The organism is Microbacterium sp. SA156, from assembly GCF_049065455.1.
In the GTDB taxonomy this organism is placed as follows: domain Bacteria; phylum Actinomycetota; class Actinomycetes; order Actinomycetales; family Microbacteriaceae; genus Microbacterium; species Microbacterium barkeri.
Window position 1 is genome coordinate 1 of sequence record NZ_JBAKGU010000015.1, and the last position, 12,898, is coordinate 12,898.

The window sequence follows — 12,898 nt, forward strand, 5'->3', positions numbered from 1 at the left end:
CCGCACCCCCGGACAGAAACGCCACGACGCGTTCTTCGCGATGATCCAGGCCGCCTCACGCGCCGCCGAGACCCCCACCCTCGGCGGCGCCGCCCCCACCGTCATGATCCACATCACCGCCGACGACCTCACCACCACCAACCCCACCGGCGACGGCCCGGGTTCCGCGTTCGCCCGCCCGCGGCACGGCATCGCGCACCTCGACGGGGTCGACGCGCCCGTCCCCGCGACCGTGGCCCGCCGGATCGGATGCACCGGAGACATCCTCCGCGCCGTGTTCAGCCCCGAAGGGCGCATCCTCGAGCTGCGCAGCATCCAACGCTGCTTCACCCCCACCCAACGCAAAGCCATCGTCGCCCGCGACGGAGGCTGCATCATCCCCGGCTGCACCATCCCCGCCGCCTGGTGCGAGATCCACCACGTCCAAGACCACGCCCGAGGCGGACCCACCGAAACCGACAACGGCGTCCTGCTCTGCTGGTGGCACCACCACCACCTCGACACCTCCGGCTGGAACATCCACATGCGCCACGGCGTGCCCTACATCGCCGCCCCCAACTGGATCGACCGACACCACCGCCACCGACCAGCACCCACCTCCCGCACCCGACTCCACACCAAACTCACCCAACACCTCAGATGCTGACCACCGCACCATGAGGGTCGTCCCCAGATCTGCTCCCCGTAGCATCGCTGCATGACCCTGCCTGCTGGCCTGTCGATGCTGTGGGAGCAGACCTCTCCCGACGCGGCGCTTCTCGAACGGTTCGGGTTCACCGGTCTTCCCGACGCCTCGGAGTGGCTCTCGGTCACGCTGCGCGAGGGGTGGGGCATCGGTCTGCACGGCGTCGCCCGTCTCGTGATCAGCGATCGCAACGCGATCGTCTGGGTGCGCAGCGGCAGCGGCCCGTTGGTCGTCAAATGGTCCTGCGCGACGGAGCAGTTCGATCGGCTGGCTGCCTCCGCCGAGATCCTCAGATCGCTTGCGGCGCGCGGGGTCCCCGTGGCGGAACCGATCCTGACGACGGAACGTCGTGCCCGCGCGGTGCAGGACGGCCCGCGCGGTCCGCTCTCCATGGCCGTCCTCCCCGAGGTGTCGGGCGTCTGGCTCGACACGGCTGATCTGGACGCCGTTCACGCTGCGGGGCAGTGCCTTGCTCGACTCCACGACGCCCTGGGCCGCGAAAGCGGTGACAGCGCCCTCCAGGTGGACGTCGGCGACCCGCGAGCACGGATCCGAACCTGGCTCGCGCACCACGATCGACGTGAGGTTCCGGAGGCCTCCTCGCGGCTCGAAGCGCTCCTCGTTGACCTGCCCGACCTCGAGGACACGCCCCAGCTCGTGCACAACGACTTCCGGGCCGCGAACATCCTGACCCGCGGCTCCACCGTCGCCGCCGTACTGGACCTCGACGAGGTCGCGACCTCACATCGGGTGAACGACCTCGCGCGCGCGTCGGTGTACCTGCGCACCCGGTTCACCGACTGGCGGCCGACCTCCGAGGCGACGCGCGAGAGCCTGCGGCGCGGGTACGAGTCCGTGAGAGCCCTCGGAGAAGCGGAGCGCGCATGGCTCGAAGCTCTCATCCTCTGGCACGGGCTCATGGCCATCCCGTTCGGCGGTGATCCGTCCGAGTGGGCGGCCGCGCTCCGCTGAACCCGGCACTAGCGTGATCCCATGACCGATTTCGGAGTCTTCTTCGGGCGGGCCGACCAGCTCCTCGACACGTCCTTCGCGGGCGAGCCCGACATCCGCGCGATCGACCCCGCCGCCGCCAGCGTGTCCGCGTTCGACCTCGGGCTGCTCCGCGGCGACGGCGTCTTCGAGGCCACGACGATCGTCGACGACGTGCCGCTCGCCTGGCACCTCCACGTGCGGCGCCTCCTCCAGTCAGCGGCCGCGCTCGACCTGCCGGCCCCGAACGTCCGCGCACTCGACCTGTTCGTGCGCGCGGCCATCCGGCGGATGAGCCCGATCGCCCGCGCCCACATCAAGCTCGTGATCACGCGCGGGGCCGATGCGACCCTGTCGGCGGTCGATGTGCCGACGTCCCCGACCGTCTTCGCGATCATCGACCCCGGGTTCGCTCCCAAGAAGCCCGAGATCGAGGTGGCCACGCTCGAGCGCGAGCTCCTGCGCGATTCCGCTCAGCGCGCACCGTGGCTGCTTCTCGGCGCCAAGACCCTCTCGTATGCGACGAACATGGCGGCGCGCCGCGAGTACGAGCGACGGGGAGCCCAGAACGGCGTCTACGTGACCCGCGACGGCTTCGTTCTGGAGGGGCCGCAGTCGTCGATCGTCCTGCGCGAGGGCGCCCGAGTCGTGACGCCGCATCCGCGGATCGGCATCCTCCACGGCACGACGCAGGTCGAGCTCTTCGCCTGGGCGTCGCTGAACGGCCTCGAGGTCGCCTACGAGGACGTCGAGGTCGAGCGGCTGCACGCGGCCGACCAGGTGTGGATGATGGGCGCATCGTTCGTGCAGTCCGTCACCGCGATCGACGGGCGCGCCATCGCGCACGATCGTGCCGCGACGGACGCGATCAACGCGTTCATGCAGACCGAGCGCGCAGCGATCGACGCCTGGACGCGCGCGCACGTCCCGGGCTGAGAAGCGCGCGCACGCGCCCGCCCGGTCAGCTCTCGTCGGCCCCGAAGCGCGTGGCGTCGGCGCCGAGGGCGGACAGCGTCTCGAACAGGGCCGCGTCGTCTCGCCGCGTGTCGTCGTTGCCGGTCCGGCTCGCGAACGACTTGAGGCACGCGACGAGTCCGTCGGCGCCCGCGACGACCCACGTGCTCGCTCCGCCCGATGACTGGTCTCGCTGCCGGAGGTGCGCCTCGGCCCGCTCGTGCGAGTAGAGCACGCAGGTGTCGAACCAGATCGGCTCCGACAGCTCCTGCTCGACGAAGCGCGAGAGCTGCTGCGCCTGACGCCGCACCTGCACGACGGGCGCCCGCTCGCCGAGATGGCGGTTCACGGTGATCGACTGCGGCGACTCGGGATCGCGGCGCAGCTGCACGGCGAAGTGCTCGCCGAGGTCGTTCTCGTCGACGAGCTTGCCGAACGCCTCGTGCACGGCGGATGGCCGCACGCCGTCGAAGAGCACGCCCTGCCAGCGCTTGTTCTCGATGACGAGCCGCGCGCCGTCGAGCAGGAGCACGTGGTCGATCTGCGTGACGAAGGTCCGCGTCTCGAGCGCGTCGGAGGGCATGAACACGACGTTCGTGTGGAGGCTCCCGCGAAGACCGAGCTGCTCGCACGCGGCGAGGATGAGCCGACGCGATGCGGCCTCCCACTTCAGCCCCGTCGCGAGCGTCTCGCGCGTGCGGCGCGCCACCTCCATCGACGCCGCCGTCTCGGCGCGCAGTCGCATGGTCTCGCGCTCGTGATCGTCGGATACCGCGGCGAGCCGGCTCTCGTGCTCGGCCGCCAGCGTCGCGACCTGGTCTTCATGCGCGCGGGTCAGCTCCGCGGCGCGCGTCGCGCTCGCGACCTCGATCTCCGCCACTCGACGACGTGCGCGCTCCCTGCCGCGGCGGTTCGCGATGACGAGCACCACGACCGCGATGAGGAGCACACCGCACCCCGCGCCTGCCACCCACAGCCACTGCGTCTCATCCACGACTCCAGCCCATCACATCTCGGCGGCATCCTCGTCGCGGCGTCCCGCTGAGGTGCGACTCAGGTCTCGGGGAGCGAGCGGAACGCCTCCGCGAGGGCGTCGCGAGCGATCCGGAGCCCGGGCAGACGCTGTGCCGACACGCGCGTCGAGGTGAAGATCTCGCGGTGCGGCGAGCCGGGCAGGTCCACGAGCCGCGGCTCTGCCTCGTCGGCCGCGACGGCGAGACCCGGGATGAGCCCGACGGCATGCCCAGCGGCGATGAGACGGAGGTGCGCGGAGAGGTCCGTCGCCTCGTACCGGATGTCGGGCTCGAACCCCGCAGCCCGGCACTGCTGCACCGCCCACGCGCGGGCGGCTGTCCCCTCGGGCTCCATCACCCAGGCCGCCTCGCGCGCGTCGGAGAGCGACGCGATGCCGCTCGCGGGTCCCGCGGCGAAGCGGATCGGGTCGCGGCCGAGCAGCTCGCGGTCGAGACCGGCGCGATGCGGCCGAGTATGGCCCGGGTACTGCTCGGCCATCGCGAGATCGAAGCCCCCGGCCTCGGTCTCGAAGAGGCCGTGCTCGGGAGGGGTGACGATCACCTCGACGCGCAGCGCGGGGAGGGCGTCGCGAAGGGCGTCGAGCATGCGGGGGATGAGCGTGCGCGCGCTCGTCTGGAGCGCCGCGATCCGCAGCGGCGCCGCGTCGGGCGCCAGGGCCGCGAGCTCGCCGCGCAGCGCCTCCTCGGCAGCGAGCAGCTGCGCGGCGTGGCGGGCGACCGCCTCGCCCGCTGCCGTCAGGCGCAGGCCTCGCCCCTCGGGCTCGAGGAGGGGGAGGCCGACCTCCCTCTCGAGCTGCTGCAGCTGATGCGACACGGTCGATGCGCTGTAGCTGCGCGCGGCCGCGACGGCCGAGAGGGTGCCGCGCATCCGGAGCTCGTGCAGGAGCAGGAGACCGCGGCTGTTCCAGGGAGTCGCCATCGTTCGAGAATATCGAAAGGTCATGCCCGAAAACGTGCGCTTTTGTCGGATGGTCGACGGTCGCACAATGAGAGCGATCCTCTCGAGAAAGACCTCGCCATGACCATCGCACCCCCGTCATCCGCTCACGAGGCGGCACACGTCCCCGGCATCGACCCGCAGCTCGCGGAGGAGGCGATCGCGCTCGTCCGCACCTGGCTGCGCGAGGCGCGCGACGAGAAGGTCGACGCGGCCGCGAAGAACCTCGCCGGCGTCCTCCGCGACCCCAACGGCCTGGCCTTCACCGTCGGCTTCGTCGACGGCGTCGTGCGCCCCGAGGACACGCGCGTCGCCGCGCGCTGTCTCGCCGGCCTCGTGCCGCTCATCCCGCGCTTCCTGCCGGCCCCGCTGCGCGGGCTCATCCGTCTCGGCGGCGCGCTCGCGCCCGTCCTCCCGAGCGTCGTCGTGCCCGCGAGCCGCGCCGTCCTGCGCCGGATGGTCCGGCACCTCATCGTCGACGCGCGCGACGAGAAGCTCGGATCGACGCTCGCGCGCCTGCGCGGCAAGGGCATCCGCCTCAACGTGAACCTCCTCGGCGAGGCCATCCTCGGCCAGCGCGAGGCCGACAAGCGCCTCGCCGGAACCCGACGCCTCATCGAGCGCGACGACGTCGACTACGTCTCGATCAAGGTGTCCTCGACCGTCGCGCCGCACAGCCCGTGGGCGTTCGACGAGGCCGTCGACCACGCCGTCGCCGCGCTTGCGCCGCTCTACACGGCCGCTCGCGCGAACGGCACGTTCATCAACCTCGACATGGAGGAGTTCAAGGACCTCGACCTCACGCTCGCGGTGTTCATGCGCCTTCTCGAGCGCCCGGAGTTCCACGACGTCGAGGCCGGCATCGTCCTCCAGGCATACCTCCCCGACGCGCTCGGCGCGATGATGCGCCTTCAGGAATGGGCGAGTGAGCGCGTCGCGCGAGGCGGCGCCCCGATCAAGGTCCGCGTCGTGAAGGGCGCGAACCTCCCCATGGAGCAGGTCGACGCGGAGACCCACGGCTGGCCGCTCGCGACCTGGCCGAGCAAGCAGCACAGCGACGCGTCGTACAAGGCTGTGCTCGACTACGCGCTGCACCCCGAGCGCGTGCGATCGGTGCGCATCGGCGTCGCGGGCCACAACCTCTTCGACATCGCGCTCGCATGGCTGCTCGCGAAGCGCCGCGGCATCGCCGACGGCCCGGGCCTCGAGTTCGAGATGCTCCTCGGGATGGCCACGGCTCAGGCCGCGGTCGTGCGCCGCGAGGTCGGGTCGCTCCTCCTCTACACGCCGGTCGTGCACCCCGACGAGTTCGACGTCGCGATCGCGTACCTCATCCGCCGCCTCGAGGAGGGCGCGAGCCCGGAGAACTTCATGTCGGCCGTGTTCGACCTCGACGCCGATCCCGCCCTGTTCGCGCGCGAGCGCGACCGCTTCCTCGCGTCGATCGACCTCATGCCGAGCGACGTGCCCCCGTCCAACCGGGTGCAGGATCGCCGTGAGCCGCAGCCCGAGGGTCCGCGCGACGGCTTCCGCAACGCGCCCGACAGCGACCCGAGCATCGCCGGCAACCGGGCCTGGGCCGCGGAGATCCGCGCCCGCATGGCGGCGTCGACCCTGGGCGAGGAGACGCTCGCCGCGCACACACTCCGCACGCTCGAGGAGGTCGACGCCGTCGTCGACGGCGCGGTCGCGGCGGGCGAGGGATGGCGTGCGCTCGCCCCCGCGGAGCGCGCGGCGATCCTGCATCGCGCGGGCGACATCCTCGAGGCCCGGCGCGCCGAGCTGCTCGAGGTCATGGGGTCCGAGTGCGGCAAGGTCATCGAGCAGGGTGACCCCGAGGTCTCCGAGGCGATCGACTTCGCGCACTACTACGCCGAGAGCGCCCTGCGACTCGCCGAGGTCGATGGGGCCGCGTTCGAGCCCGTCCGCCTCACCGTCGTGACGCCGCCCTGGAACTTCCCCGTGGCCATCCCCGCAGGCTCGACCCTCGCGGCGCTCGCCGCAGGGTCGCCGGTGATCCTCAAGCCGGCGTCGCAGGCGCGACGCTGCGGCGCCGTGCTCGCCGAGGCGCTGTGGGAGGCGGGCGTCCCGCGTGACGTGCTGCGTCTCGCGCGGGTCGAGGAGAACGAGCTGGGGCGCCGTCTCGTGTCGCACGAGCGCGTCGAGCGCGTCATCCTCACCGGCGCGTACGAGACCGCCGAGCTCTTCCGGTCGTTCCGGCGCGACCTCCCGCTCCTCGCCGAGACGAGCGGGAAGAACGCGATCATCGTCACCCCGTCGGCGGACCTCGACCTCGCCGCGAAGGACGTCGCGTACTCGGCGTTCGGCCACGCCGGCCAGAAGTGCTCGGCGGCGTCGCTCGTCATCCTCGTGGGATCGGTCGCCCTCAGCGAGCGGTTCCGCCGCCAGCTCGTCGACGCCGTCGAGGGCTACGAGGTGGGCATGCCGTGGCAGGCCGCCGCCCGGATCGGCCCTCTCATCGGCCCCGCTGAGGGCAAGCTCCGCCGAGCCCTCACCGAGCTCGAGCCCGGTCAGACGTGGGTCCGCGAGCCGAAGCAGCTCGACGACTCCGGCGCCCTGTGGACGCCCGGCATCCGCGACGGGGTGCAGCCCGGCAGCGAGTTCCACCTCACGGAGTACTTCGGCCCGGTGCTGGGCATCATGACGGCCGAGACCCTCGACGAGGCGATCGACCTCGTGCGCGCCGTCGACTACGGCCTCACGTCGGGGCTGCACGCCCTCGACGAGGACGAGATCGCCCGGTGGCTCTCGCGCATCGACGTCGGCAACGCCTACGTGAACCGCGGCACGACCGGCGCGATCGTCGAGCGCCAGCCGTTCGGCGGCTGGAAGAAGTCGGCGGTCGGCGCCGGGACGAAGGCCGGCGGCCCCAGCTACCTCTTCGGGCTCGGCACCTGGACGGATGCGCCCGTCGCGACGGCGAGCAGGGCGGATGGCGCGGCACGGCGCGCGGTCGAGGCGCTCGGCGCCGCGGATGGCGCGGAGTGGCTCGAGAGGGCACTCGCGACCGACGTCGTCGCGTTCGCAGAGGAGTTCGGCGTCGCGCGGGATGTGCAGGGCCTCCGGCTCGAGCAGAACGTGCTCCGGTACGCGCCGGTTCCCGTGACGATCCGCTTCGACGGACGCCCGCCGACGGAGCTCGTGCGCGTTGCGGCCGCGGGGCTGCGTGTCGGCGCCGAGCTCGTCGTGAGCACGCCGACCGCTCTTCCCGAGCGGGTCGCGACGTGGCTGACGGACGCGGGCGTCGAAGTGGCGTTCGAGGATGCGGAGGCGTGGGCGGCTCGCGCGGCGCGCCTCGCCCAGACGGGCGGGCGCATCCGCCTCCTCGGCGGTGCGCTCGCCGACGTCGTGGCGGCGACGGACGGCGCCCCCAACGTCGCGGTGTACGACGGTCCCGTGACGTCGGCCGGCCGCGTGGAGATGCTGCCGTTCCTGCACGAGCAGGCGGTGTCGATCACCGCGCACCGGTTCGGCAACGAGCGGCGGTACGTCGTTCCCGGTCTCGCCGACGCCTGATCAGAGGGCGGGCCGCTCCCTCCCGGGGCGGTCCGCCTCTGTCACCCCGTCCGTCCGCGCCTCGCCCGATCTGCATGTCGCCCGCCCCGCAGGTCGCCCGCTCTGGATGCCGCCCGATCTGCATGTCTCACTCCCGGCGGGATAGGGAGGCCGAATCCCGCGCTGAGTGAGACATGCTCGGCCGGCCTCCCGTGTCGAGCGAGACATGCTCGGTCGGCTTCCCGCGCCGAGCGAGACATGCTTGGTCGGCTTCGGTCGGTCGGGTCAGTCGAGGCCGAGCAGCGACAGCGGGTGCGTGAGCCTCCACCAGAAGGAGGGCGGGGGCACGTCGTCGGTGAGGGTGAGCGCGACGCTCGTGTCGTCCATACCGCCCTGCACGGCCAGCGTGCCGACCTCGTCGCCGGCTTCGGCTCCGAGCTCGACCTCGTACGACGGATCGGTGGATGGCGCGACGCCCTGCCACGAGATCACCTGGGCCTCGTCGGCGGTCACGATCGTGCTCTGCGCGCCCCACTCGGTCCTGACGTGCGCGACGGGCACCTCGGCGGCGACCGCGGTCGTGAGCTGCATGCCCTCCTCGAGCTGCGCGAGGAGCTCGCGGCTCACGATCGCGCGGCTGTCGTCGTCGGGCTGGCCGACGACCGCGGCGTAGAGGGTCACGCTCGTCTGGCCGATCGTGACCTCCTTCGCGGACAGGAGGTTCCAGTACTGCGTGCCCGTCGACCACAGCGAGCCGGTCTTCAGGCCGACCACGCCCTCGTCCCCGATGAGCGGGTTCGAGTTCTCGACGAGCCCCGCTCCCGGGAGCACGACGGAGTCCTCGGCCATGATGCTCGCGAGGACCGGATCCTCGAGCGCGATCTCGGCGAGACGGATGAGCGAGCGCGCGTCGGCGGTGTTCGCCGGGTCGATGCCGCTCGGGTCGGCGACCGTGATGCCCGTGAGCTCGTGCTGCGCGAGCCAGGCCTGCGCGTCGGCGAGCCAGGCCTCCTGCGTGCCCCACAACTCGAGGACGAGCCGGTCGACGTAGTTGTTCGCCGACCCGAGCATGACGCCCTGGAGCATCTCGTGCAGCGTGAGCGTGCCGCCCACGGGGACATCGAGCGACGACTCATCGGCCGTGAGATAGGCCCAGTACTCGTCGCTGTCGGCCTGCGTGAAGGCGTAGGACGGCCCATCCTGACCCAGCTCGAGGCCCTCGCGCTCGATGATCATGAGCGCGGTGATGATCTTCGTGATGCTCGCCATCGGCAGCGCCTCGTCGCTCGAGGCGATCGGGCCGCCGGGGCCGCCCTCCGCAGCGAGGGCGGCGATGCCGTCCTCCGGCCAGGTGACGGGGAACTCCTCGCCGATCGGCGTCTCGACGGTGAGATCCGAGATGGTGGGGGCGACGTTCGTGAGCGGCCACACCGCGCAGGACGCGACGTAGCCGAGAGCGAGCACGCCGAGAGTGACGGTCGGCCCGAGCCAGAACCGGCGGCGGGTGCGCGGCGGAAGGAGCGACGGTTCGACGGGCACGAGGCGGCTCGTGGGAAGCGCGCCGGCCGTGCGCGAGGCGGCGACGGCGTCGGGGTCGACCCAGCCGAGCGCCGTGAGCGCCGCAGCGGCGTCCTGCGACGGCGCGGTCTCCGCCGCAGGGATGTCGTCGATTGCCACCCGCATACGGTACCCGCTGCTCCTGCGAAGACGGGAAGCGGCTCGTGGGATGCGAGTAGAATCAGCCCACATCACACGGGAGTCCGCCGAGCCGGACTGAGAGGACGCGAGCCGCGCGTCGACCGTCGAACCTGATCCGGGTCATGCCGGCGAAGGAAGGAGAACGAATGTCCACGTCCGTTTCCGCAGGACAGACCGCGACCGGCCGCCGCTTCACGTGGCGGGTCGTCGACATCGTCGTCGCGAGCGTGATCGGCGTCGCGTGCGCGGTCGTGTTCCTCGTCTGGAACATCGCCTACGAGCTGCCGAGCACGCTGCTCAGCCCGCTCCTGCCCGGGCTCGGCGGCCTCGTCGCCGGCCCGTGGCTCATCGCGGGCGTGATCGGCGGACTCGTCGTCCGCAAGCCGGGCGCCGCGCTCTACACCGAGCTGCTCGCCGCCGTGATCTCGGCGCTCGTCGGCAACCAGTGGGGTCCGCTCACGATCGTCTCGGGCCTCGTGCAGGGCCTCGGCGCCGAGATCGTCCTCGCGATCTTCCTGTACCGCGCCTTCGGCCCCGTCGTCGCGACGCTCGCGGGCGCTGCGGCGGGCCTCGCCTGCGGCATCAACGACATCGTCAACTGGTACGCGGGGGCCGACGCGGCCTTCACGGCCATCTACATCGCGTCGACGACGCTGTCGGGCGCCGTCATCGCCGGCCTCGGCGGCTGGGCGATCGTGCGCGCACTCGCGGCGACCGGAGCGCTCAGCCGCTTCGCCGCGGGGCGCGACGTCGCGCGACGCGTCTGACGTGACGGCCGCGGAGACCCGCCCCTGCGGCATCCTCGCCGAGGGGTGGGGATGGCGGTACGGCACGCGCCTGGCATGGGCGGCCCAGGACGTCACGCTGTCGATCCGGCCGGGGGAGCGCGTGCTGCTCCTCGGAGCGAGCGGATCGGGCAAGTCGACTGTGCTGCAGGCGCTCGCCGGCGTGCTCGGCGGGGAGGACGAGGGAGAGCAGGCGGGCCGTCTTCTCGTCGACGGCGCGCCGCCGGAGGCCGCACGCGGACGGACCGGGCTCGTGCAGCAGGATCCCGACGCACAGGCCGTGCTCGCGCGCGTCGGGGACGACGTCGCGTTCGGGTGCGAGAACCTCGGCGTCCCGCACGACGAGATCTGGTCGCGCGTGCGGGAGGCGCTCGCGATCGTCGGCCTCGACGTGCCGCTCGACCGCTCGACGTCCGCCCTGTCGGGCGGGCAGAAGCAGCGCCTCGCCCTCGCCGGTGCGCTCGCCATGCGCCCCGGGCTCCTGCTGCTCGACGAGCCGACCGCGAACCTCGATCCCGAGGGTGTCGTCGAGGTGCGCGACGCGGTGTCGCGCGTCGTCGCGCACACGGGCGCCACGCTCGTCGTCGTCGAGCACCGGGTCGACGTGTGGCTTCCCGTCGTCGATCGCGTGATCGTCCTCGGCGGCGGGCAGCAGGGCGTCGTCGCGGACGGGACGCCCGAGGTCGTCCTCGCCCGACGTGGCGCCGAGCTCGCGTCGGGCGGCGTGTGGGTGCCGGGCATCCCGCCGCGTCGCCCCGGCCCGCCGCGCCACGCGCCGGGCGCTCCTCTCCTCGCTGCGGAAGCGCTGCAGGTGGGGCGCCTGCGCGACACGGCCGTCGCCGGCCCCGTGGACCTGGAGGTGCGCCCCGGCGAGGTGCTCGGCATCACCGGCCGCAACGGCGCGGGGAAGTCGACCCTCGCGCGCACGCTCGCAGGGCTCCTGCCGCCGGTCGACGGCCGAGTGGCGGCGGCACCCGAACTCGCGGCAGGCGCAGGCCCCGCGCCCATCCGATGGCGCTCGCGCGAGCTCCTCACCCGGATCGGCACCGTGCTGCAGTCGCCCGATCACCAGCTCCTCGCGAACACGGTGCGCGCCGAGCTCGAGGTGGGCATGCGCGCGCTCCGAGTGCCCGACGCGGAGATCTCGGCGCGCGGGGAGGAGCTCCTCGCCGCGCTGCGCCTCGCCCACCTCGCGGACGCCAACCCCCATACCCTCTCGGGCGGCGAGAAGCGCCGCCTCACGGTCGCGGCCATGCTCGCGACCCGGCCGCGCGTCTGCGTCCTCGACGAGCCGACGTTCGGCCAGGACGCGACGACGTGGGCCGAGCTCGTCGACATCATCGCGCGGCTGCGCGACGGAGCAGACGCCGCTCCGTCGGCGGTCGTCGCCGTGACGCACGACGCCGACGTCCTCGCGGCCCTCGACGCGCGCGTCCACCGCCTCGACGGAGCGGGGGTGCTCGGATGATCCCAGCGCCGCCCATCCCTCGGGGCCCGCTCGCGCACGTGAACCCGGTCGCGAAGCTCGGCGCCGCGCTCCTCATCGCGTTCCCGCTCATCCTCACGATCGACGTCGTCTCGGCGGCGGTCGCGCTCCTCCTCGAGATCCCGCTGCTCCTCGCCGCCGGCGTCGACGCGCGCACGTTCTGGCGCCGCACCGCGCCCGTCTGGATCGCGGCGCCGCTCGCCGCCGTGACGATCGCGCTGTACGGCGAGCCCAGCGGCACCGTCCACTTCGAGTGGCTGCTCGTGCGCGTGAGCGACGGATCGCTCGCCCTCGCCGCCGCGACGTGCCTGCGCATCCTCGCGCTCGCGCTGCCCGGCGTCGTCCTCTTCGCGACCGTCGATCCGACCGATCTCGCGGATGGTCTCGCGCAGCGCGTGCGGCTCCCGGCGCGGTTCGTGCTCGGCGCGCTCGGCGGCATGCGCCTGGTCGGGCTCCTCTTCGACGACTGGCGCGAGCTCGAGCTCGCCCGTCGTGCGCGCGGCGTCGCCGATACCGGCCGCGTGCGCCGCGTCCTCGGGATGGCCTTCGCCCTCGTCGTCCTCGCCCTGCGTCGCGGGGCGACCCTCGCGACCTCGATGGAGGCGCGCGGCTTCGGGAGCGACCGCGCCCGGACGTGGGCGCGCCGCTCGCCCTGGGGCGCGCGCGAGTGGATGCTCCTCGCGATCGGCCTCGGCATCTCGCTCACCGCGGTCGCCGTCGCGGTCGCGACGGGCGCGTGGAACTTCATCCTCGGCCCGAGCTGAGCCCGGTGTCCTCGCGGGCGGGCATAATCGGACGCGGCTCGACAACCCA

The 12,898-nt window shown here is 72.8% G+C and carries 10 protein-coding genes and 1 riboswitch; of the genes, 7 read left to right on the forward strand and 3 right to left on the reverse strand.

From position 1 onward, the window contains the following. The 3 genes from ACOWU6_RS13625 to ACOWU6_RS13635 form a co-directional block, all read left to right on the forward strand. Window positions 1–646, forward strand: a 646-nt coding sequence (locus tag ACOWU6_RS13625) for a DUF222 domain-containing protein (protein WP_421076008.1), incomplete at its 5' end; no start/stop codon positions are given. Window positions 647–697: 51 nt separating this feature from the next. Next, complete coding sequence (locus ACOWU6_RS13630) at window positions 698–1,657, forward strand: phosphotransferase enzyme family protein (RefSeq protein ID WP_421076009.1); 960 nt, start codon at window positions 698–700, stop codon at window positions 1,655–1,657. 21 nt (window positions 1,658–1,678) lie between these two features. After that, window positions 1,679–2,611: an aminotransferase class IV gene (locus ACOWU6_RS13635; protein ID WP_421076010.1), complete on the forward strand. Its 933-nt coding sequence runs from the start codon at window positions 1,679–1,681 to the stop codon at window positions 2,609–2,611. 25 nt (window positions 2,612–2,636) lie between these two features. Here ACOWU6_RS13635 and ACOWU6_RS13640 read toward each other — a convergent pair whose 3' ends face one another. Both ACOWU6_RS13640 and ACOWU6_RS13645 read right to left on the reverse strand, forming a co-directional pair. Further along, on the reverse strand, window positions 2,637–3,623 hold the full coding sequence (locus tag ACOWU6_RS13640; RefSeq protein WP_421076011.1) for a nuclease-related domain-containing protein: 987 nt from the start codon (window positions 3,621–3,623) through the stop codon (window positions 2,637–2,639). A 59-nt stretch (window positions 3,624–3,682) separates the two neighbouring features. Next, window positions 3,683–4,582 carry a LysR family transcriptional regulator gene (locus ACOWU6_RS13645; RefSeq protein WP_271174351.1) on the reverse strand — a complete coding sequence of 300 codons (900 nt, stop codon included), beginning with the start codon at window positions 4,580–4,582 and terminating at the stop codon, window positions 3,683–3,685. Window positions 4,583–4,681: 99 nt separating this feature from the next. Between ACOWU6_RS13645 and ACOWU6_RS13650 the strand changes: the two genes are divergently transcribed. Next, window positions 4,682–8,137, forward strand: a complete 3,456-nt coding sequence (locus tag ACOWU6_RS13650; protein WP_421076012.1) for a bifunctional proline dehydrogenase/L-glutamate gamma-semialdehyde dehydrogenase — start codon at window positions 4,682–4,684, stop codon at window positions 8,135–8,137. Between the two features lie 264 nt (window positions 8,138–8,401). Here the strand turns inward: ACOWU6_RS13650 and ACOWU6_RS13655 are convergent, their stop codons facing one another. Beyond that, window positions 8,402–9,793, reverse strand: coding sequence for a D-alanyl-D-alanine carboxypeptidase family protein (locus ACOWU6_RS13655; protein ID WP_421076013.1), 1,392 nt, complete (start codon window positions 9,791–9,793; stop codon window positions 8,402–8,404). 65 nt (window positions 9,794–9,858) lie between these two features. After that, window positions 9,859–9,969: riboswitch (TPP riboswitch) on the forward strand. On the opposite strand from ACOWU6_RS13655, the gene ACOWU6_RS13660 reads away from it, so the two are divergent. From ACOWU6_RS13660 to ACOWU6_RS13670, 3 genes are all read left to right on the forward strand, one after another. Further along, window positions 9,961–10,581: an ECF transporter S component gene (locus ACOWU6_RS13660; protein WP_421076014.1), complete on the forward strand. Its 621-nt coding sequence runs from the start codon at window positions 9,961–9,963 to the stop codon at window positions 10,579–10,581. It overlaps the preceding riboswitch by 9 nt. Before the next feature lies 1 nt (window position 10,582). Continuing rightward, window positions 10,583–12,067: an ABC transporter ATP-binding protein gene (locus ACOWU6_RS13665; RefSeq protein WP_421076015.1), complete on the forward strand. Its 1,485-nt coding sequence runs from the start codon at window positions 10,583–10,585 to the stop codon at window positions 12,065–12,067. Next, complete coding sequence (locus ACOWU6_RS13670; protein ID WP_271174346.1) at window positions 12,064–12,849, forward strand: energy-coupling factor transporter transmembrane component T family protein; 786 nt, start codon at window positions 12,064–12,066, stop codon at window positions 12,847–12,849. The genes ACOWU6_RS13665 and ACOWU6_RS13670 overlap by 4 nt, the downstream gene beginning before the upstream one ends. Window positions 12,850–12,898 lie beyond the last annotated feature (49 nt).